Source organism: Kribbella sp. NPDC058693, assembly GCF_042715335.1.
In the GTDB taxonomy this organism is placed as follows: Bacteria; Actinomycetota; Actinomycetes; order Propionibacteriales; family Kribbellaceae; genus Kribbella; species Kribbella jiaozuonensis.
In genome coordinates, this window is sequence record NZ_JBHXSQ010000004.1 from 960,345 (window position 1) to 980,267 (window position 19,923).

A 19,923-nucleotide genomic window follows, 5' to 3' on the forward strand; every position below is an offset into this window, starting at 1 on the left:
GCCGCACATGTCCACCCCAGTAGTAGCCCCCAGCAACCACCCCAACCCCAATTCCACCCAAGCCAACCTCCATCCCGCCCAAGCCGACCCCCACCCCATCCAGGCCGCACCCCACCCCACCCAAGCCCGCCCTCTCACCACCCCCAAGCCCTCCGACTCTCACATCTCCGAGCCCCTCCCGTCCCGCACCCCGGAGCACCTCCTGCCCCACATCTCCAACCACCTGCTGCCCGACACCCGAGAACATCGCCGCGCCCGCACCCTCCGACGCCTCCGCCCGCGCACCCTCCGAGGCCTCCGAACCCGAACAGAACGCGGCGCCGCAACCGCCGAGTACGCCGTCACGATCGTCGCCGCCTGCGGCCTGGGCGGCATCTTGGTAGCCCTCCTCAAATCCCCCGTCATGCAGAACGCCCTCAAAGCCCTCATCAACTACGCCCTGAAAATCGCCGGCGTAGAAGGCGTCCACCTCTAACCACCCCCATCCGGCGACCGGTCGGCCCACCCCTCCCGACCGGTCGCCACCCCAAGGAGCCCCAATTGCCCCGCCGCCCGCCACCCAACTCGACCGCCCACCCCAACGGCTCCCTCCACACCGCCGAGTCCCGCCCGACAGCCGATTCCCCCGAGACCGCGTGTCCCCACCGCACCGCGTGCGCCGACCGCACCGCGTGCTCCGACCGCACCGCGTGCTCCCACCAGACCGCCGAGTCCCGGCAGACCGCCGATTCCGCCGAGACCGCGTGTCCCCACCGCACCGCGTGCTCCCACCACGCCGCGTGTTCCCACCGCACCGCCGGCTCCACCCAAACCACTCGCTGCCATTCCCCCAACAGCTCCCACCGCCCCAGGATGTCCCGCCGCAACCACTGCGGCGCCGTGACGGCGGAACTCGCGATTGCACTGCCCGTGCTGTTTTCCCTGCTCCTCTTAGGTATCTGGTCCATCGGTCTCGTCGTACTCAACATCCGATGCATGGACGCCGCCCGCGACGTAGCCCGAGCAGTAGCCCGGGGCGAACCACCCGATCAAGCAGAAGCCATCGGCCGCCGCACCATCCCGACCGGCACGATCACCATCACTCGCGAGTCCGAAGACATCCACGTAACCGTCTCCGCGACCCCGACCCACACCCCTCCACTCCTCACTCTCCTAACTCCCACCCGCCTAACAGCAACCGCCACCCTCCAAGCCGAACCAGAGGCGACCCCATGACCCGATCGGAACGAGGCAGCGCCACCATCCACACCCTGCTAGCCGCAGTCCTCCTCATCACAGCCCTAGCCGCAGCCACCCTCTGGTCCACCGTCTCGACCGCCCGCCACAAACTCACCACCGCGGCCGACCTGACCGCCCTAAGCGCCGCCCAATCACTCGCGACATCCGAATCGCCCACCGATCCCGCACCTGCCTCCGACGCGACTCGTGCGGCCGCCACTACCGACACGACTTACGCGGCCGCCACTACCGACACGACTTACGCGGCCGCCACCACCGACGCGACGGTCGCGGCCGCGACCACCGACGGCAAACACGCGACGGTCACCTCGCTGACTGCGCAGCGACATCCGGCAAGGCGCTCGTCAAACGGCGAGCAACCTCTGACCGGCGCTGCATCCCTCGCCGCACCCACCACGCCGTGCGAAACCGCGGCCCGTATTGCGATTCTCAACAAGGTTCGTCTCGCCGGCTGCGACGTGACCGCGGACTCTGTGACCGTGGAGGTGTCGCTTGAGCTCGATCTTCCGTTCGGCCATCGGACCCTCGTTGCGACCGCCAGGGCCGGTCCTCTCTGAACACCGCCAACAGGGCAAACTAGAGCCTGGTTCTGGTGTGGTCGCGATCTGGTCGCAATCTGGTAGAGATGCCGCGTTGATGTGGACGACTCGCGTCGCCGCGCTCCATGATCTGGAACCGAGTCCAACTCATCTTCCCGGACGTACTTCCCCGACGCCCGGACGGATACCTCGGAGGCCCGTTTGCCCGACCGGATTCGGCTGTTGCTGGTCGACGACCAGATCCTCAGCCGAGGCTTGCTCCGCAGCGGTCTGGAGCGCGAGCGCGATCTGGAGATCGTTGCCGAGCTCAACAGAACCGACGACGTCGTGGGTGCTGCGAAACGGCACCGCGCGAACGTCGCTCTGCTCGACGCGGGCGGACCGGGGAACCACAGCATCACCGTCACCACCAAGCTGCGTACGTCGATGCCGGAATGCCGGGTCGTCATGCTCACCACGTACGGTCGACCGGTGCACCTTCGCCGCGGGCTCGACGCCGGCGCCAAAGGGTTCGCGTTGAAGGGTTGTCCGGCACCGCAGCTTGCGGATGCAGTACGCCGGGTGCATCTAGGCCTCCGCGTGGTTGACGCAAACCTCGCCGCCGAGACGCTGCAGTACTCCGAAACTCCCCTCGACCAGAACGAGACCGAGACCCTGCGCGCCGCACGAGAAGGCGGTTCGGTTGCGCTGATGGCACGCAAGCTCCAGGTGTCCGAGCGCGTCGTACGCACCCGGCTCTGGTCCGCCATCGGTAAGACCGGAGCCCGCACGCGTTCCGACGCGATCCAGGTAGCCGAGCAAAACGGCTGGCTCCTCGATTAGCCGAGGCAGGACTGCTGGCTGCGTCGATTAGCCGAGCACGACGGCTGGATGCGTCGATTAGCCGAGCAAAACGGCTGGATGTGTCGACTAGCCGAGGCAGGCGGTGGCCAGGGTGCGGAGGCGGTGGACGGTTTGGGGGAGTGTCTGTAGGTCCTGGCTGATCAGGGCGGTCAGGTCTTGGCCTTGCATCCAGCCTGGTGGGGGTTCTTTGCCGACCTCGACGTCGAGGCGTTCGGCGAGGTGGCACAGGTTGAGCGAGAGTGTGCGGAGGAACAGGTCGTCGCCGATCGGGGCCAGCGCGCCGCCGGAGTCGACGTACTCCTGGAGGATGCGGGAGATCCGGGCAGGGTCGTCACCGCCGAAACTCAGCGCGGCGCGGGAGATTTCCAGGGTGGCGCTTTCGCAGGCCACGCTCTCCCAGTCGATCAGGACGAGGCCTTCGGCTGAGACCAGGACGTTGTACGGCTCGAGATCGCCGTGGCTCAGTACTTGGTCGTCGGCCGAGGCGAACGCGGCCCGGATCGACCAGCCCAGCTCGTCGAAGAAGCTGACCTTCTCACCGAGCGCATCTGCCCACGGCTTGTCCTGGCTTCGGCCGATTGCTGCCCATTCCTCCCAGCGGTCGCGTGGGAAAACTCCCCACCAACGCCACTCGGGATGTACGCCGGTCAGCGGCATCAGCCCGTGTAGCCGCGCGGCGACGCGTCCGAGCCACGCAGCCACGTCATCGGCGGGTGTGAGTGTGCGGTGATCGATCCAGTCGTACAGGCGAATAGTGCCGAAGTCGTCCACCCGGGCCGCGTACCCGAAGGCCGGAGCCATCGGTTCGACCGGCCGGGCGATTGGCAGGCCTTGGGCGAGTGCGGCCGCCTCCAGCGCCATGCCCTGCTCGATGCGGGGCCACCATGGTGGGTCCTCGAGGCCCCACAGCCGTTTGACGAGATAGTCGGCTGAGGGTGTTCGAAGGCGCCAGGTCTCGAAGCTGGTGTGCTGCACCGGCGTAAGAGGCTCGATGGACCGGCCGAGTCTGAAGGCCTTGGCGATGGATTCCGCCGCGTGCTTCAAGACTCGAGTTGGTCTAGGAGCCAGCGGGGGCCGACGGCCGTTGCGCCGGTGGGGTCTGTGCGCTCGCGAAGGCCGCGGTCGGCGGTGACCGCGGTGACCTCAGGACTGTGGGATTGCGCCGCGGCTTCGGCCGTGACGGCGGCGATCGTGTCGTCGCCGGAGCCTGGGGCGAGGACGACGCGAAGGTTGCCGGTGTCGGGAGCGTCGGGGCCGGTGACGGCGGCTCGGGCGGCGCCTTCGAGGATCACGACGATGTCGGTCGTGTCCTGCAGGCGTTGCTGGAGTACGGCGAGCTTCGTGAGGAGACGTCGCGCCGCGCCGGGGCGGTCGCGCCACCAGCCGTCGGGGCGGGAACCGACGACGTTCGCAGCGTCTACCACGATCACCTGAGGCTGCTCGCTCGTCATGAGGTCAGTCTGCCGGAAGGCGGGCGCTCCGGTAGAGAACCGTCGTCGCGGGTCAGGCGCACGTCGCCAGGAACTCTCCGGTGTGGGTGACGAGGATGTGCGGGCCGGGCGTGGCGGGGATGCGTTCGGCGGACGAACGGACGGCGTGGCGGGTGCCGTCGGGGGAGATGACGAGCGTGTCGGCCGCGTCGATCGCGATGAGTTCGTCGTCGGCTCGGACCAGGACAGGGGCCGTATAGGACCACGAGAGGGCGGTTCGGCCCGCAGACAGGCCGGCGAGGCTAGCGGCCGCCAACTCGTCCGGGCCTTCGGCGTTGGCGTCTACAGCGATCCAGGTGGTGGGGGAGCCGGGTGGCGTGAATGAAGTCGGGTTGTGCCAGTCGCTGCCGCCGATGGGGGTGGTGCCCTCGAGACCCCAGGCCTGCCACCAGGCGATGGGGCCGCCCCAGGTGTGGTCCAGCCAGGAGGAGTGCCAGATCTCGGCCAGGGGTGGGTGTTCGGGGACCGGATGACGCCAGGCGCAGTCGCCGCCCAGGGGATGGTTGATCGAGAGGAGCCCGCCGCGGCGGGCGACCTCGGAGACCCAGGTGGCGGCGGGTTGGCGGAAGTCGATCACGCCGATCTCGCCGAACGCGTTGGCGTGGCCGGTGTCGGTGGTGACTTCCTGGCCGGGGATGAGGCCGATGCCGAAGCGGCTGCTGAGCGCGGGGAGTTCGGCGTGGTGGGCGACGGTGTTGTGGTCGGTGACGGCGAGTACGTCGAGGCCGGCCGACACCCCGAGTGCGGCGAGGTTGGCGACCGGGGTGGAGCCGTCGGAGTGGAGCGAGTGCGCGTGGAAGTCGCCGGCGATCCATTTCAGGCCGGAGGATGCGGGGAGCGTACGGCGCGGTGGTCGCGGCGGTACTGCGATGGCGGCGGTCGCGTCGGCGTACTCGTTGAGGCCTGGGATGTTGGGGACCGGGCCTGTGGTCGCTTCGACGAGGAGTTCGACGCCTTCGAGCGGGATGCGGTGCAGGCCGAGGACGATCCACCAGGTGCCTGGTTCGAGTTCGCCGGGGAGGTAGCCGGGGGTGGCGGCGTCGGGGGTGATGGCGAAGGTTTGACGGGCGCCGCCGGACCAGCCGCGCCAGCCGGCCGCGCCTTCGCAGCCGATGTCGATGACGGCGCCATCGACCGGCGGGATGGTGAGGGTGACGTGCAGGCCGGGGCAGCCGGCCGGGATGTCGACGGGGAGCGAGTGCCAAGGGGAATCGGCTCGATCGTCCAGCGTCCAGCGGCGCCGGTAGGAGGTCACAGCCATCAGACGGTTTCCCAGCTCTCCGGTGCCATCGGGCAACCGAGGTTGATTGTCGCGCGACGAGCTCGCCGCCCGCGCGGCCGTGCAGCAGGACTCGAGGCGCGGGCGTGGTGACGAGGTCCCGAGATGCGGGGACGGTACGACGTCGTCGTCATGAGGCGACCGTGGCTGGTTGGCGGGCTAGGAGTTCGCCGGAGTCGCGGTCGTAGAGGAGGACTCGGGAGGCGGGGGCGGTGAGGACGACTGCGGTGCCTGGAGCGGGTTCGGTTTCTTCGGGGACGGTGACGCCGACGAGGGTGCCGTCGCAGTCGACGGTGACGAGCGACTGGGTGCCGAGGTTCTCGGCGACGACGACAACGCCGCGGAGGGCAGGTCCGGTGACGTCACCCGAGGCGACCGTAAGGTACTCGGGCCGGATGCCGACCGTCACCTCGGCGTCGGCAGGAACAGAACCGGTTGTGGCAGGCAACGAACCACCCGCCACCGAGACCGCCCCGGTGCCAGACGCGGTGACTGTGCCCGGCAGGAGGTTCATCGGGGTGGAGCCGATGAAGTTGGCCACGAAGGTGTTCACAGGCCGGGCAAAGACCTCGCGCGGTGAGCCCAGCTGACGGAGCTTGCCGGAGTCCATCACGGCGATCCGATCGGCCAGCGCAAGGGCCTCGGCTTGGTCGTGGGTGACGAAGACCGTCGTGATGCCGAGGTCCCGCTGCAGCTTCTTCAGGAACGTGCGGGCCTCGAGGCGGAGCCGGGCGTCGAGGTTCGACAGCGGCTCGTCCAGCAGCAGCACCTTGCCCTCGGATGCGATCGCCCGCGCAAGCGCGACACGCTGCTGCTGCCCGCCGGACAGCTGCGCCGGCTTGCGTTCGAGCAGGCCCTGCAAGGACAGCTCGCCCGCGGTACGAGAAGCAACATCGGCACGGGTGGCCGCGGCGACCCGGCGTACCTTCAAGGGGTAGGTGATGTTCTCGGAGACGTTCATGTGCGGGAAGAGCGCGTAGTCCTGGAAGACCATCGCGACGCCGCGCTTGCCCGGCTCGACCCGTGTCACATCGGCCGAGTCGATCCGGACCGTGCCCTCGCTGGCAGCTTCCAGACCGGCGATGGTCCGGAGCAGGGTCGTCTTGCCGCAGCCGGACGGGCCGAGGAGGGCGAAGAACTCGCCGTCGGCCACGTGCAGGTCCAGCCCGTCGACGGCGCGGACGCCGTTCGGGTAGACGGTTGCGAGGCCTTCGATGTCGATGCCCGCCATCAGCTCTTGATCCCTCCATGGAAGCGGAACCCGTACCGCGAGTTCACCAACAGGTACAGCACGACGACCGGGATCGAGAACAGCAGCGAGAACACCGGCAGCACCTGCAGGTTCACGCTGCCGCCTTCGTCGGTGAGGGTCTGCATCAGCACCGCACCGGGCTGCTTGTCGATCGACCGGAGAAGCAGGAAGGGCACCAGGAAGTTGCCCCAGGAGTTCACGAACGCCCAGACCATGATCGTCGCGAGCCCGGGCCGTGCGACCGGGAGTACGACGTCGCGCAGGATCTGGCCCGTCGACGCGCCGAAGACCCTTGCCGACTCCTCGTAGGATTTCGGCACCGCGTCGACGAAGTCCTTCAGGATGAAGATTGCTGCTGGCAACAACCCGCCGGTCATCACCAGCGCGACCCCGAACCGCGAGTCGATCAGCCCGAGCTGGAACATCATCACGAAGATCGGCACCATCGCCGCCGTACCCGTCACCACCGACGACAGCAGCAACAACCCGTAGAGCAACGCGTCCCGTCCCGGGATCCGCACCCGCGACAGCGCGTACGACGCCAACGCCGCGAACGCAGTCACGGCAACGGCCGTCGTCACGCAGATCAGCAGCGAGTTGACCATCGAGTGCATCGCGTACGGGTGCTCGAGGGTCTTGCGGAAGTTCTCCAGCGTCCAGTCCGGCCAGTGCACGCCGAGCCCGGGCGAGGCGTCGAACGGCGCCGAGGCGATCCACAGCATCGGTACGGCGAAGAACAGCGTGATCGCGCAGATCAGCACGTAGAAGCCGATGCGCCGCAGGACGAAGGCGGGGGTCGTCGGCAACGACTGCCTGCTCATGAGCGCCTCCGAAGCAGTCGCAGGTAGATCAATGAGACCAGCAGGTTCGCGATCAGCAGCAGGAACGAGATCGCCGACGAGTACCCGAGCTCACCGCCCTGCAGCGCCACGTTGTAGATGTACACCGGCACCGTCTCGGACTCGTGGTTCGGTCCGCCCTTGGTGAGCAGGAACGGCGAGAAGTCGTTCGCCGTCCACAGCGAGATCAGCAGCGTGTTCGTGAGCACATGTCCGCGAATGTGCGGGAACACCACGTCCCGCAGCGTCTGCCAGCCCGACGCGCCGACCATGCGCGCCGACTCGAGCTGCGACGGCGGGACGGCCTGCAATGCGGACGAGTAGAGCATCATCGAGAACGCCGTACCGCGCCAGGTGTTGAACACCACGAGGCAGGCCATCGGGTAGTCGATCAGCCACGCGGTTCCCGACGTACCCAGCAAGCTGTTCAGCGTCCCGCCGTCGCGGTCGTAGAACGCGACCCACAGATAGGCGACCACAGTCGACGGCAGGATCCACGCGAGCAGGACGAAGGCCTCGACGGTACGGCGTACGGCGGGCCGCGTCCGCCGCATGATCCACGCCAGCGTGAAGCCGAGGATATTCTGCCCGATGATCGCCGAACCGAGGACGAACACCAATGTCAGCCACAACGCGTTGTGGAACAGCGCGTCGTTCAAGGCCTTGGTGTAGTTCGACAGCCCCACGATCGACGGCGACACCGCCTCGACGCCGGTCAGCCGGTAGTTCGTGATGCCGATGTAGATCGTCCAGACCGCGGGGAAGATCAGGAACGCGCCGATCAGCAGGAACGCAGGCGCGACGAAGCCGAGGGCCCGGCCGACGCCGAGCCCTGCGACATCCCGGGCGGGCGCACGACCCCGCCCGGGCCCGACGCCCTCAAGAGGTGCGGAGGGGGAAGCCATCAGTTACTGGTGACCTTGTCCTTGCCGCCCGCCGCGGCCTCGACCGCCTTCTGGTACGCCGATGCCGCCGCGTCCGTGCTCTTGCCGGCCACCACATCCGCGGTCGCCTGCTGCAGCGCCGCCGAGATCTTCGGGTACTCCGCAAGCCCCGGACGGAACTGCGTGATCGGCAGGACCTTCTCGGCGATGAAGCTCAGCATCGGGTCGCTCGCCAGTACTTCGCTGTTGACGTCGGACCGCTGCGTGATCTTGGCCGCCCCGTCCAGCGACGCCTTCACCATCTCCGCGGAGTTCATGAACTGCAGCAGCTCCCACGCCTGCTGCGGGAACTTCGTGTTCGGGTTGATCACGGTCGCGCCGCCGCCCGACATCGAGACGAAGTCCTGGCCCTTCACGCCGGCGCCCGGCTTCATGGCCGGGATCAGCGCCCAGCCCACCGCGCTGTCGCGATCGGCCATCTTGGCGACGCCCTCCTTGGGCTCGACCACACTGCGCCAGAAGTAGTCGCTCTCGCCAAGGATGCCGATCTTGTTCGCCGCGAACTCCGCGAACGACTTGTCCCGGCCCTTGGCCTCCTTCTGCAGCACGGGGTCACCGAGACCGGTGCTGTAGATCTGGTGGTAGAAGTCCAGCACCTGCCGCAGCTGCGGGCTGTTGCCGAGCCACTTGCCGTCGGTGTTGACGGTCGCGCCGGTGCCGACCAGCAGCGGCAGTACGCCTTGCATGCTGGTCGCCTCGCCCATCGCCGTACCGGCGTTGATCTGGATCGGCGTCACGCCGGGCAGCTTCTTCAGCGCCTGGCCGGCCGAGATGATGTCGTCCCAGGACTTCGGCTGCCAGTCGGCCGGCAGTCCGGCCTGCTGGAACAGCTTCTTGTTGAAGTAGAGCACCCGGCCGTCGGTGCCGCCCGGTACGCCGTACCGCTGGCCGTTGTAGCTGCCCAGCGCCTGGACCGACTCCGGGATCTGCTTCCAGCCGTCCCAGTCGTTCACCTTGGCGGCGTCGCCGACGGTGTCGGTGAGCGGCTTGATGTACCCGGCCTGCGCGAACTCGCCGACCCAGATGCCGTCGATCTGGAACAGGTCCGGTCCGGACTTGTTCGACAGGTCGAGGGACAGCTTCTGCTTGTAGACCTCGTCGTCGGAGCCGTCGCCCTGGAACTTGACCGTGACGTCGACGCCCTTGCCCTTCTGGTCGGCGACGAACTTCGGGATCAGCACGTCGGACAGGAACGTCGCCCCGGCGCTGCTCTTACCGCCCTTGACCGAGTTCGAGCCGATGGTCAGCTCGACCTTCTTGGCGTCGGCGTTCCGGTTCGCGTCCTGACCGCCGCTGCTGCCCGCGTCGGAGGAGCCGAGGCATCCGGTGAGCAGCGCGAGGGCGGCGGCGCCGAGGACGCCGGCGGTGGTCAACCGCGAGAGTGATCGCATCGAGGCTCCTAGCGAAAGGCGAAAGTGGGCCGGGGAGAGTGCCGGTCAAAGATTGTCACTCTCAAACGACTATGTGAAGACTTTTTCCCAACCGCGCGTGAACCATGCAGGTGCTGTAGGCAACGAAGCGTGCGCTGTCAAGCCGGGATTCCGCGGCACGCATTGCGGAAGAGTTAAAGGATGCTCAAGGTTCTGTGGCAACAGGTAGTTGACTAGATACAGAGCGTGAGGATCGGAGCTACTGTCTTGCCGACCGGTTCAGTGGATCGGAGGTGACAGACATGGGACTGCTCCACGGAGTTGCTTGCCTTCTCGACGACCTGCTTGATCACTGCCATCACTGGTGTTGGTGGTGACCGTGGCCGCCTGGTGACGGCTGCGGACCTGACGGCCGAGCGGTGACGACGACGCCGGGCTCCCGCTGACGCGCAAGCAGCGGGGATTCCGAAACGTCATCCCCGAGCATCGAGCAGCCGTCGTTCGCTTCACCAGACACAACTGAAGATTCACGTCGATTCGAAGGAGAAGAAAACGGTCGGCCCCGACATGATGTCGGGGCCGACCGTGTGTCTGGCTGGAACCTCCTCAGGTCAGCTCTGCGCCAGCTGCATCATCTGCTTCGGCAGCACCGTCATCTGGGCCGGGATCGGCAGCTGCGGCCGCAGCAGCGACAGCAGGCTGGCCGCCGCGCCCGCGATCGGCAGCGGCAGGGCCAGGCCCAGCGACGCCAGCAGCGCGTTCACGAGCGCCAGCACCGCGCCCAGGATGTCCAGGCTCGGCACCGGGAGTCCGGCCCAGGCCTGGATCGGCGTGCCGGCCGCACTCATGCTGCCGGTCGGTTGTGCTTGCTTGGCCTTCCCCTTGCCAAGCAGCGAGGTCAGGGCAAGGCCGCTGGCAGCGTTCACGAACGTGCCCGCGTCCTTGTCGTAGCTCCACTTCTGCCCGGTGCCTTCACGGCAGGGCAGTACCAGCAGGGGCGCGGCGGCAGGTACCTTCGCGAGGTCCGCACCGCTGTCCAGGCAGGCGCCGGTCGTTGCAAGGGCGCCACCGACGCTCTTGCTCATCGCGACCTGCAGCTGGCCGGACTCGGTGTAGATCCACTCCTGGGTCTTGCCTTCCTTGCCCGGCGCGCAGGCCATCATGACCGCCATCGGGACCTTGGCGGCCGCGACGAACGTCAGGCAGTACCGCGTGTCGGAGCGGGTGGCGATCTGTTGTGCCACGCCCACCGTGACGCCCGGTGTCTTCGAGCCTTCGGAGACGGGGTTCGCGGCCTGGGCCGGTACGGCGGTGGCGAGTGCGACGCTGACTGCGAGCACTGCCACGCCGGTACGGCTGAACAGCTTACGGATGATCAAGACAACCTCCAGAGGTCGTGCTATCTCACGGCGTCAGGTCGTCGGGACCCCGTACGCGAGCCGGAACGCCGGCAGTGACTCAGCGCGACGTTGACGCCACAACCAGTAAGGCACAGGTGAGACCGGGGAGGTTATGCCGATCCTGTGAAACTTGATGCCAATGGCAACTAACTGCCAAGCCCGATCTCGTTGCGCAAGGCATCGAAATCGGGCTGCCGGGTCGCCGTGCGACCGCTGTGAGGTGATCGAGATCTTACGGCAATCCGGCGGTATTCCGGTAGCTTGCCGGGAGAGTTGATGCCGTAGGCAACAGAGTGGTCAGTGTGGCTGCTTGGTGTCATTGGGGTCCGGGGCGAGCTCCTGCTCGGAGGCCAGACGCTCGTCGGCGGGGGTGTCGCCGGCGGTCTCGAGGGCAGGTGCGGACGTGTCACCCTCTGTGATCTCGCCGCCGACGGTGTCACTCGGCGTGGTGGTGGCCTGGGCGCGCAGCTCGCGCATCTCCTTGCGCCGGCGGTAGCCGCGGCCGAGACCCTTCTTCAGCAGCCACAGCCCGAAGATCAGCGCGGCGCCGGCCAGGGCGCCGAGGAAGAACACGGTCGGTACCGAGACGCCGAAGTCGACGCCGAACACCTCGAGCTTGGTGGACGCGGTCGAGGACACCGAGACGCCCAGACCGAACAGCACCGCGAGGGCAATCAGAACAATTCCGAGGACGGCCATGGCAAGCTGCCTTTCCGCCGGCCCTACGCCGGCCCTTCAGGCCTCACTGCTCAGCAATGCGGAGAGCAGCGCTACCGCGCCGCTCTTGTCGAGTGGGTTGTTCTGGTTCCCACACTTGGGTGACTGTACGCACGACGGGCATCCGTCCGTACATTCACAGTGTGCAATCGCCTCGCGTGTCGCGGTCAACCACTCGCGCGCCGCGGCGTACCCGTGTTCGGCGAATCCGGCTCCCCCGGGGTGCCCGTCGTACACGAAGACGGTGAGGCAGCCGGTGTCGGCGTGGCGGGCGGTGGAGACGCCGCCGATGTCCCAGCGATCGCAGGTGGCGAACAGCGGGAGCAGTCCGATCGACGCGTGCTCGGCCGCGTGCGCCGCTCCTGGTACGTCGGAGAGGCCCAGGTCCGCGACCGCGGTGTCGGGCATCGTCCACCAGACCGCTTTGGTCCGCAGGGTGCGCTCCGGCAGGTCGAGAGGCTGCTCATCGAGTACGTCGCCCGTCGCGATCAGCTTGCGCTGGTACGAGATGACTTGGCTCTTCACCTGGACCCAGCCGCGCGACAACTCCGCCGTACCCCAGCTGCAGGTCTCCTCGGTCGCCAGGATGCTGATCTCGGTCGTGTCCCGCGCGAACGTCGTGTAGTCCGGGGAGGCCGGCTCGACGACAGCGGCGTGCTCCTCGAGGTCGAGGGACCGGACCAGGTACGACTCGCCGGCGTGCACGTAGACGGCGCCCTCATGGACCGACGAGTGCGCCGAGCCGCCGTCGACGGTGCCGAGCAAGCGACCGGTCTGGTCCTCCACGATCTGCACGGTCTTCCCGCCGGCCGATCGGATGTCGATGGCATCCACGGCCCGCTCGCGGCGCGTCCAGAACCAGCCATGGGGTCGCTCCCGCAGCGCGCCCTGCAGCACGAGTTGTGCGATGACCTGCGACGTCGTACTGCCGAAGATCTCGAAGTCGTCCGCGGTCAGCGGGACCTCCTGCGCAGCCGCACACAGCTGCGGACCGAGGACGTACGGGTTCGCCGGGTTGAAGACCGTTGCCTCGACCGGTCGACCGAAGATGGCGCGCGGATGGCGCACCAGATAGGTGTCGAGCGGATCGTCGCGAGCGATCAGCAACGCCACTGCATCCCCACCGGCTCGACCAGCACGCCCGGCCTGTTGCCACAGCGATGCACGCGTGCCAGGCCAACCAGATAGCAGTACGGCGTCCAGCCCGGCGATGTCGATGCCCAGCTCGAGCGCATTGGTTGCCGCGACACCGGTCAGCTCACCGCTCTGCAACATCCCCTCGAGTCGCCGCCGTTCCTCCGGCAGATAGCCGGCCCGGTACGCCGACACCTGGTCGATCAGCGTCGGGTCGACCTCGGCCAAGTTCTCGCGTGCTGTCATCGCAACCGATTCCGCACCGCGCCGCGAACGGACGAACGCCACAGTCCGGACACCACTGACGACCAGATCGCTCAACAGGTCGGCCACCTCGGCCGTGGCCGAACGCCGCACCGGTGCGCCGTTCTCACCATGCATTGCGGTCAGTGGAGGCTCCCAGAGACCAAAGGCGATGCCGCCGCGCGGAGAGCCGTCCTCGACCACCTCCACCATCGGCAGGCCGGTCAAGCGTTCGCCTGACACCGCCGGCTCGGCAACAGTCGCCGAAGCGCAGATGAAGATCGGATGAGCGCCGTACTGCGCGCAGACCCGCCGCAACCGTCGCAGTACGCCGGCGACATGCGCGCCGAAGACGCCGCGGTAGTGGTGACACTCATCCACCACGACGTACTGCAGGCAGCCCAGAAAACGTGCCCAGCGTTGGTGATTCGGCAGAACGGACCGGTGCAGCATGTCCGGATTGCTGAGCACGTACGTCGCATGGTCGCGCGCCCAGTCGCGCTCGCTCCGCTCGGAGTCGCCGTCCAGAGTCGTCGCGCGCAGACCGGGCACCGTGTACGACGAGACCGCGCGCAGCTGGTCGTGGGCCAGCGCCTTCGTCGGAGACAGGTACAACAACGACGCAGTACGCCGATGTGGTGACGCGGCTTGCGCAATGCTCAACGTGGCAAAGGCCGGCAGCAGATAGCCGAGTGACTTGCCCGATGCGGTCCCGGTCGCGACGACGACGTGCTTCCCGGCGTACGCCGCTTCGGCCGTGGCGACCTGATGCGTCCACGGTGCCGTGATGCCGGCGTCGCGCAGCTGGCCGAGCACCTCGTCCGGAACCCAGCGCGGCCAATCACACGTTTGCCCCAACCGGGGCGGCACGGACTCGACGTGGGTCAACCGGTCGTCACGACCGGCGGCCAGGCGTTTCAGGACAGCCTCCGCCTCACCACCTGCACGCATACCGCGAGCTTAGGGCGTGGCACGGACAGCGAATCGCTGAGGACGAGCTGAGAGTGCACGTGCGGCGTGCACGGTCGGATGCACACGGTCGGATGCACACGGCTTTTTGGGGAGGGGAATCGACTTCGGTCTGACGAGATGAAAGAGTTTTCGGTAGCGGGTCTTACTCACGGTCCGTACATGGTTGAATGCAGCAGTTCACGGGATCGGAGGCCGAAGTGGATCTGTCGCTGACCGCGCGCGCCGAGGGCGGGCGTACCGTCATCGAGGTGGCGGGGGAGATCGACGTCTACACCGCACCGAAGCTCCGCGAGAAGATCGCCGCGCTTGTCGATGAAGGGGTCTACGACCTGGTCATCGACCTGGAACGCGTGGAGTTCCTGGACTCCACCGGCCTCGGCGTTCTCGTCGGCGGGCTGAAACGGGTGCGCACCCACGACGGTTCGCTGTCCCTGGTCTGTACCCAGGAACGGCTGCTGAAGATCTTCCGGATCACCGGCCTGACAAAGGTCTTCGACATCCATCCGGACGTCGCCTCGGCGATCTGATCCCGGCGTCCCGAAGCGAAAAGGTGTCCACAAGGCTACGAAGAGTGAGCTGCTTGCTCAGACACCCGGGTATGGCGTAGACCACCCTGTCGTCAGGTCTGGTCGGGAACCCGTTAGAGTAGCCCACCGCGCCAGTCCATTGGCGTTGTGTCGTATTTCCCCAACCCTTCGGTTGCGGCAGATGGGGGCCGTCAAGCCTGGATGGGTTGCCTACAAGGAGGACGGATGTCCGCGCTGCTTGCACCACAAGCGGTGGATCTTTCGTCGAGCAACACCACTCTGGTGATTGTCGTCGGGGTGATCGCGATCCTCGCGGTCGTCATCGCGATGGTCTTCCGGGGCCAGGTGCTTGCCGCGAACGATGGCACCGAGAACATGAAGACGATCGCCGCGGCGGTTCAGGAAGGCGCATCGGCGTACCTGAACCGGCAGTTCCGGACATTGTCGATCTTCGCCGTGGTCGCGTTCCTGTTGCTGTTCCTGCTGCCGGCGCACACCGACGGCGGCAACGAGACCACGCTGAAGATCTTCCGCTCCGTCTTCTTCCTGATCGGCGCGGGCTTCTCCGCCGCGATCGGGTACCTGGGCATGTGGCTCGCGACGCGCGCCAACGTCCGGGTCGCCGCGGCTGCCCGCGACGAGGGACGCAACCCGGCGATGCGGGTCGCGTTCCGCACCGGCGGCACCGTCGGCATGGCGACCGTCGGCCTCGGCCTGTTCGGCGCCGCGCTGGTCGTGCTGATCTTCAAGGGCGACGCCCCGACCGTGCTCGAGGGCTTCGGCTTCGGCGCCGCGATGCTCGCCATGTTCATGCGTGTCGGCGGCGGTATCTTCACCAAGGCCGCCGACGTCGGCGCGGACCTGGTCGGCAAGGTCGAGCAGAACATCCCCGAGGACGACCCCCGGAACGCGGCGACGATCGCCGACAACGTGGGCGACAACGTCGGCGACTGCGCCGGTATGGCGGCCGACCTGTTCGAGTCGTACGCCGTGATGCTGGTTGCCTCGCTGATCCTGGGCAAGGCCGCGTTCGGCGAGCAGGGCCTGATCTTCCCGCTGATCGTGCCGACCATCGGCGCGGTCACCGCGATCATCGGTGTCTTCCTGACCCGTCCGCGGACCGGTGAGAACGGCCTGCGCACGATCAACCGGGCCTTCTACATCTCCGCGGTCATCTCTGCCGTGCTCTGTGCGGTGGCAGCGTTCGTCTATCTGCCGAGCAGCTTCAAGGACCTGACCGGTGCGACCGAGACGATCGCCGCGTACGACGGCGACCCGCGCCTCATCGCCACCGTTTCGGTGATCATCGGCATCGTGCTGGCGGCCGTCATCCTGGCGTTGACCGGTTACTACACGGGCACCGAGGACAAGCCGGTCCGGGACGTCGGCAAGACCTCGCTGACCGGTGCCGCGACCGTGATCCTGTCCGGTATCTCGGTCGGCTTCGAGTCCGCCGTCTACACCGCCGTGGTGATCGCGGCGGCCGTGTACGGCGCCTTCCTGGTCGGCGGTTCCGGTGTGGTCGCGCTGTTCGCGATCGCGCTGGCCGGCTGTGGTCTGCTCACCACCGTCGGCGTCATCGTCGCGATGGACACCTTCGGTCCGGTCTCCGACAACGCGCAGGGCATCGCCGAGATGTCCGGTGACGTGGACGGCGAGGCGGCCCAGATCCTGACCGAGCTGGACGCCGTCGGCAACACCACCAAGGCGATCACCAAGGGCATCGCGATCGCGACCGCCGTACTGGCCGCGACCGCGCTGTTCGGCTCGTTCACCGACGCGATCCGGACGTCGCTGGCCGACAACTACCCGAAGTTCGAGGCCGACGCACTGGTCTTCAACCCGGGCACGCTGGTCGGCATCATCCTCGGTGCGGCCGTGGTGTTCATGTTCTCCGGTCTGGCCATCAACGCGGTCGGCCGCGCCGCCGGTGCGGTCGTCTACGAGGTACGTCGGCAGTTCCGCGACATCCCCGGGATCATGGAGGGGACGGGCAAGCCGGAGTACGGCAAGGTCGTCGACATCTGCACCCGGGACTCGCTGCGGGAGCTGGCCACGCCTGGTCTGCTCGCACTGACCGCGCCGATCGCCGTCGGCTTCGGCCTCGGCGCCGCGGCCCTGGCCGGCTACCTGGCCGGTGCGATCGGCGCCGGCACGCTGATGGCGGTCTTCCTGGCCAACTCCGGTGGTGCCTGGGACAACGCCAAGAAGCTGGTCGAGGACGGCAACTGGGGCGGCAAGGGTTCGCCCGCGCACGAGGCCACCGTCATCGGTGACACCGTCGGCGACCCGTTCAAGGACACCGCCGGCCCGGCCATCAACCCGCTGATCAAGGTGATGAACCTGGTCTCGGTGCTGATCGCTCCGGCCGTCGTCGGGATGTCGGCGATCGGCGACGACCCGAACAAGACGCTCCGGATCATCATCGCGGTCGTCGCGGTGATCATCCTGGCCGCCGCGGTCTACGTCTCGAAGCGCCGGGAGTCGGTCATCTCCGACACTCCGGCCGAGGTCAACGCGGCCGCGTAGTTCGCAGTACTGACAGCAGCAGCTGATGAAGCGGCCCGCCGGTCTGATCGGCGGGCCGTTTCGCATGTCTGGACCCAGACCGGTGACCGCTTTACTGTCGATACGACGAAACGTCCGTTGGGGGGAGGTGGCAGGACCTATGTCTCCCCGTCGATCGGCGATCGCCCTGCTGCTTCTGGTCGTGGCAGGTCTGGTGGGTACGGCGCAATCGGCGTACGCCGCGACGCCCGATGCCACCTACCTCAACACAGCACACCAGCTCAATCTGACGATCATCCAGGCGTCCCACGCGGCGAATGCCCAGGGCCAGAGCTCGTGCGTGCGAAGCGTCGGTACGCAGATGGAACGCGATCACCGCCGGCTCGCCGCGCAGGAGTCCGAGCTCGCCGGCCGATTCGGCATCAAGCTCGCGACGCTGCCTTCACCCCAGCAGCGCGAGCAGCTCGACGCACTCGGAGCCAAGGCCGGGACCTCGTCGTACGACGCTGCTTGGCTCGCGTTGCAGCGGCAGCTGCACCAGGAGTACCTCGCGTTGATCAACGGCGATGTGCCGAAGAGCGCCTCGCCTGCCGTGGAGACATTGGCCGAGGGCGCCAAGCCCGTGGTCCAGATGCACCTGGACATGGTGACGCCCACCTGCCACATCGTGACCAGCAAGCCGGTCGTGCCGACCGGCGACGGCGGCCAGGTGGGCGATGCCCAGAAGGCCCGCTCGCGCGCGGCGTTGATCCTGCTCGGCATCGGAGTACTGCTGTTGCTCGGCAAGGCGATCTCGATGCGGCGTCGGCTCCTCGGTTTTGCGGCGATCGGCGCCGGGCTGGTGATGGTGTTCGGTGGGCAGCCCAATAACGCGGGACAGGTTCCGAAGGCCGGAAATTCCGCGGAAGAACGGGAAGCTGCCATCCCTCCGGTCCGGTTGAAGCTGCAAGGTGTCGAGAACGCGCCGGTGCAAGCGGTCGCGACCGGGAGCGACGGCCAGCTGCAGATGCCGACGTCGCCGAACGCCGTGGGCTGGTGGGCGGCGGGTGCGGCCCCGGGCTCGGACGGTGGCACTGTTCTGCTCGCCGGGCATGTGGACACGGCTCGGTCCGGACCAGCGGTGTTCGCAGGGCTCTCCGCAGTACCGGTGGGTGCCAAGGTCTCGGTGACGGGTGGGGACGGGCACGTGCACCGGTACAAGATCGTGGCTCGGCGCACCTATCTGCAGAGTGCCTTGCCGCGCGACCTTTTCCAGGGCGCTGGAAAGCCACGGCTGGTGCTGGTCACCTGCACCGGCTCGTACGACCACAAAGCCCACCGCTACACGCACAACCTGGTGCTGTACGGCGTGCCGGTGGTCTGAGCCGTTTGGTAGTCACTTCCACCTGCGACCGACCGAAGTACGGGCGTCCGTCGACTTTCGGCTGATGCGCCAAGACCCTCGCATAGGGGATCGTCGGGGTCGTGGTCAGGGCTTTAACCGATAGCTGCCGACGTCCGGCGGACGGCAGAATCAACCCACGGGTGGACACACCGGATCCGCCCGGGGTCCGATGATCCGGACCCCGGTGACCTCGATACTGAGAGCTACACAGTCCACTACCAGGTGCGCCACCGAAAGAGGAGTACGGCGATGATCGAGGCAAAGGGCCTCACCAAGCGATACGGCGCAACAGTTGCCGTTGACAACCTGTCTTTCGAGGTGAAACCGGGAAAGGTGACCGGCTTCCTCGGCCCGAACGGGGCCGGTAAGTCGACCACCATGCGGATGATCCTCGGTCTCGACACCCCGACGTCCGGCGAGGTCACGATCGACGGACAGCGTTACCGGGATCTGCACCGGCCGCTGACCAAGGTCGGCGCGCTGCTGGACGCCAAGTGGGTGCACCCGAACCGCTCGGCACGTGCGCACCTGACCTGGATGGCCGCCTCCAACAAGCTGCCGAAGGACTCGGTCGACAAGGCCCTGGAGATGGTCGGCCTGTCCGCGGTCGCGAACAAGCGGGCCGGCGCGTTCTCACTGGGTATGTCGCAGCGGCTCGGCATCGCCGGCGCACTGCTCGGCGACCCGGAGGTGCTGCTCTTCGACGAGCCGGTCAACGGCCTCGACCCCGAGGGCATCGTCTGGATCCGCACGTTCATGCACCGGCTGGCCGACGAAGGCCGGACCGTGCTGGTCTCGAGCCACCTGCTGTCCGAGATGGCGCTGACCGCCGAGGACCTGGTCGTCATCGGCCGCGGCAAGCTGATCGCGCAGAGCACGACGCAGGAGTTCGTCGACCGCGCCAGCGGTACGACGGTCAAGGTCCGTACGCCGCAGCTCGACCAGCTGGCCGGCGTACTGCACCAGCAGCAGCTGGTCACCCGGATCGAGGACGTCGAGAACGAGGGCAAGGTGCTCTTCGTCGAGGGCGACCTGACCACCGACCAGATCGGCGAGACGGCCGCCGCGCACGGCATCGTGCTGCACGAGCTGACACTGCAGCGCGGTTCGCTGGAGCAGGCGTTCATGCAGATGACCGGTGACTCGGTCGAGTACCACGCGCACGACGAGATCGCTGCCGTGACCCAGCTCGACGCGCCGTCGGGCGCCGAGGTGGCCGCGGGTCCGAAGGAGGACAACTGAC

18 protein-coding genes are annotated in these 19,923 nt (G+C 67.6%); 8 read left to right on the plus strand and 10 right to left on the minus strand.

The features are described from left to right. The first annotated feature begins 7 nt into the window (after positions 1 to 7). From ACFWUU_RS30970 to ACFWUU_RS30985, 4 genes are all read left to right on the plus strand, one after another. Entirely contained in the window at positions 8 to 475 is a 468-nt protein-coding gene (locus ACFWUU_RS30970; RefSeq protein ID WP_380180743.1) for a DUF4244 domain-containing protein, read from the plus strand. Between the two features lie 377 nt (positions 476 to 852). Beyond that, entirely contained in the window at positions 853 to 1,215 is a 363-nt protein-coding gene (locus tag ACFWUU_RS30975; RefSeq protein WP_380180745.1) for a TadE family type IV pilus minor pilin, read from the plus strand. Beyond that, on the plus strand, positions 1,212 to 1,796 hold the full coding sequence (locus ACFWUU_RS30980; RefSeq protein ID WP_380180747.1) for a flp pilus-assembly TadE/G-like family protein: 585 nt from the start codon (positions 1,212 to 1,214) through the stop codon (positions 1,794 to 1,796). Before ACFWUU_RS30975 ends, ACFWUU_RS30980 begins: the two co-directional genes overlap by 4 nt. 183 nt (positions 1,797 to 1,979) lie before the next feature. Next, positions 1,980 to 2,600, plus strand: a complete 621-nt coding sequence (locus ACFWUU_RS30985) for a response regulator (RefSeq protein WP_380180749.1) — start codon at positions 1,980 to 1,982, stop codon at positions 2,598 to 2,600. A gap of 87 nt (positions 2,601 to 2,687) precedes the next feature. Here the strand turns inward: ACFWUU_RS30985 and ACFWUU_RS30990 are convergent, their stop codons facing one another. The 10 genes from ACFWUU_RS30990 to ACFWUU_RS31035 all read right to left on the minus strand — a co-directional run bounded on the left by ACFWUU_RS30990 (position 2,688) and on the right by ACFWUU_RS31035 (position 14,240). Further along, positions 2,688 to 3,665 (minus strand): phosphotransferase, encoded by a 978-nt coding sequence (locus tag ACFWUU_RS30990; protein ID WP_380180751.1) that lies wholly within the window; start codon positions 3,663 to 3,665, stop codon positions 2,688 to 2,690. After that, positions 3,662 to 4,072, minus strand: a complete 411-nt coding sequence (locus ACFWUU_RS30995) for a hypothetical protein (RefSeq protein ID WP_380180753.1) — start codon at positions 4,070 to 4,072, stop codon at positions 3,662 to 3,664. The genes ACFWUU_RS30990 and ACFWUU_RS30995 overlap by 4 nt, the downstream gene beginning before the upstream one ends. A gap of 52 nt (positions 4,073 to 4,124) precedes the next feature. Continuing rightward, positions 4,125 to 5,372 (minus strand): CehA/McbA family metallohydrolase, encoded by a 1,248-nt coding sequence (locus tag ACFWUU_RS31000; protein WP_380180755.1) that lies wholly within the window; start codon positions 5,370 to 5,372, stop codon positions 4,125 to 4,127. A 148-nt stretch (positions 5,373 to 5,520) separates the two neighbouring features. After that, complete coding sequence (locus ACFWUU_RS31005; RefSeq protein ID WP_380180758.1) at positions 5,521 to 6,621, minus strand: ABC transporter ATP-binding protein; 1,101 nt, start codon at positions 6,619 to 6,621, stop codon at positions 5,521 to 5,523. Further along, positions 6,621 to 7,463 (minus strand): carbohydrate ABC transporter permease, encoded by an 843-nt coding sequence (locus tag ACFWUU_RS31010; protein ID WP_137252185.1) that lies wholly within the window; start codon positions 7,461 to 7,463, stop codon positions 6,621 to 6,623. Before ACFWUU_RS31010 ends, ACFWUU_RS31005 begins: the two co-directional genes overlap by 1 nt. Further along, positions 7,460 to 8,386 (minus strand): carbohydrate ABC transporter permease, encoded by a 927-nt coding sequence (locus ACFWUU_RS31015; protein ID WP_380180760.1) that lies wholly within the window; start codon positions 8,384 to 8,386, stop codon positions 7,460 to 7,462. Before ACFWUU_RS31015 ends, ACFWUU_RS31010 begins: the two co-directional genes overlap by 4 nt. After that, positions 8,386 to 9,816: an extracellular solute-binding protein gene (locus tag ACFWUU_RS31020; RefSeq protein WP_380180762.1), complete on the minus strand. Its 1,431-nt coding sequence runs from the start codon at positions 9,814 to 9,816 to the stop codon at positions 8,386 to 8,388. The genes ACFWUU_RS31015 and ACFWUU_RS31020 overlap by 1 nt, the downstream gene beginning before the upstream one ends. A 590-nt stretch (positions 9,817 to 10,406) precedes the next feature. Beyond that, on the minus strand, positions 10,407 to 11,174 hold the full coding sequence (locus ACFWUU_RS31025; RefSeq protein ID WP_170989541.1) for a ricin-type beta-trefoil lectin domain protein: 768 nt from the start codon (positions 11,172 to 11,174) through the stop codon (positions 10,407 to 10,409). 318 nt (positions 11,175 to 11,492) lie between these two features. Beyond that, positions 11,493 to 11,894 carry a hypothetical protein gene (locus ACFWUU_RS31030; RefSeq protein ID WP_137252189.1) on the minus strand — a complete coding sequence of 134 codons (402 nt, stop codon included), beginning with the start codon at positions 11,892 to 11,894 and terminating at the stop codon, positions 11,493 to 11,495. 36 nt (positions 11,895 to 11,930) lie between these two features. Beyond that, positions 11,931 to 14,240 (minus strand): DEAD/DEAH box helicase, encoded by a 2,310-nt coding sequence (locus ACFWUU_RS31035; protein WP_380180764.1) that lies wholly within the window; start codon positions 14,238 to 14,240, stop codon positions 11,931 to 11,933. A 218-nt stretch (positions 14,241 to 14,458) separates the two neighbouring features. Between ACFWUU_RS31035 and ACFWUU_RS31040 the strand changes: the two genes are divergently transcribed. The 4 genes from ACFWUU_RS31040 (at position 14,459) to ACFWUU_RS31055 (ending at position 19,922) form a co-directional block, all read left to right on the plus strand. Further along, on the plus strand, positions 14,459 to 14,788 hold the full coding sequence (locus ACFWUU_RS31040; protein WP_130387202.1) for an STAS domain-containing protein: 330 nt from the start codon (positions 14,459 to 14,461) through the stop codon (positions 14,786 to 14,788). A 225-nt stretch (positions 14,789 to 15,013) separates the two neighbouring features. Next, positions 15,014 to 17,317 carry a sodium-translocating pyrophosphatase gene (locus tag ACFWUU_RS31045; protein ID WP_137252190.1) on the plus strand — a complete coding sequence of 768 codons (2,304 nt, stop codon included), beginning with the start codon at positions 15,014 to 15,016 and terminating at the stop codon, positions 17,315 to 17,317. A 139-nt stretch (positions 17,318 to 17,456) separates the two neighbouring features. Then, entirely contained in the window at positions 17,457 to 18,659 is a 1,203-nt protein-coding gene (locus ACFWUU_RS31050; RefSeq protein WP_380180766.1) for a DUF4142 domain-containing protein, read from the plus strand. A gap of 270 nt (positions 18,660 to 18,929) precedes the next feature. Further along, complete coding sequence (locus ACFWUU_RS31055; RefSeq protein ID WP_380180768.1) at positions 18,930 to 19,922, plus strand: ABC transporter ATP-binding protein; 993 nt, start codon at positions 18,930 to 18,932, stop codon at positions 19,920 to 19,922. The last annotated feature ends 1 nt before the right edge of the window (position 19,923 follow it).

Excerpts from the sequence above, each read along its gene's own strand:
- ACFWUU_RS30970 (WP_380180743.1), top strand. The coding sequence starts at position 8 with ATGTCCACCCCAGTAGTAGCCCCCAGCAACCACCCCAACCCCAATTCC.
- ACFWUU_RS30975 (WP_380180745.1), top strand. The coding sequence starts at position 853 with ATGTCCCGCCGCAACCACTGCGGCGCCGTGACGGCGGAACTCGCGATT.
- ACFWUU_RS30980 (WP_380180747.1), top strand. The coding sequence starts at position 1,212 with ATGACCCGATCGGAACGAGGCAGCGCCACCATCCACACCCTGCTAGCC.
- ACFWUU_RS30995 (WP_380180753.1), bottom strand. The coding sequence starts at position 4,072 with ATGACGAGCGAGCAGCCTCAGGTGATCGTGGTAGACGCTGCGAACGTC.
- ACFWUU_RS31000 (WP_380180755.1), bottom strand. The coding sequence starts at position 5,372 with ATGGCTGTGACCTCCTACCGGCGCCGCTGGACGCTGGACGATCGAGCC.
- ACFWUU_RS31005 (WP_380180758.1), bottom strand. The coding sequence starts at position 6,621 with ATGGCGGGCATCGACATCGAAGGCCTCGCAACCGTCTACCCGAACGGC.
- ACFWUU_RS31010 (WP_137252185.1), bottom strand. The coding sequence starts at position 7,463 with ATGAGCAGGCAGTCGTTGCCGACGACCCCCGCCTTCGTCCTGCGGCGC.
- ACFWUU_RS31015 (WP_380180760.1), bottom strand. The coding sequence starts at position 8,386 with ATGGCTTCCCCCTCCGCACCTCTTGAGGGCGTCGGGCCCGGGCGGGGT.
- ACFWUU_RS31020 (WP_380180762.1), bottom strand. The coding sequence starts at position 9,816 with ATGCGATCACTCTCGCGGTTGACCACCGCCGGCGTCCTCGGCGCCGCC.
- ACFWUU_RS31030 (WP_137252189.1), bottom strand. The coding sequence starts at position 11,894 with ATGGCCGTCCTCGGAATTGTTCTGATTGCCCTCGCGGTGCTGTTCGGT.
- ACFWUU_RS31035 (WP_380180764.1), bottom strand. The coding sequence starts at position 14,240 with ATGCGTGCAGGTGGTGAGGCGGAGGCTGTCCTGAAACGCCTGGCCGCC.
- ACFWUU_RS31045 (WP_137252190.1), top strand. The coding sequence starts at position 15,014 with ATGTCCGCGCTGCTTGCACCACAAGCGGTGGATCTTTCGTCGAGCAAC.
- ACFWUU_RS31050 (WP_380180766.1), top strand. The coding sequence starts at position 17,457 with ATGTCTCCCCGTCGATCGGCGATCGCCCTGCTGCTTCTGGTCGTGGCA.
- ACFWUU_RS31055 (WP_380180768.1), top strand. The coding sequence starts at position 18,930 with ATGATCGAGGCAAAGGGCCTCACCAAGCGATACGGCGCAACAGTTGCC.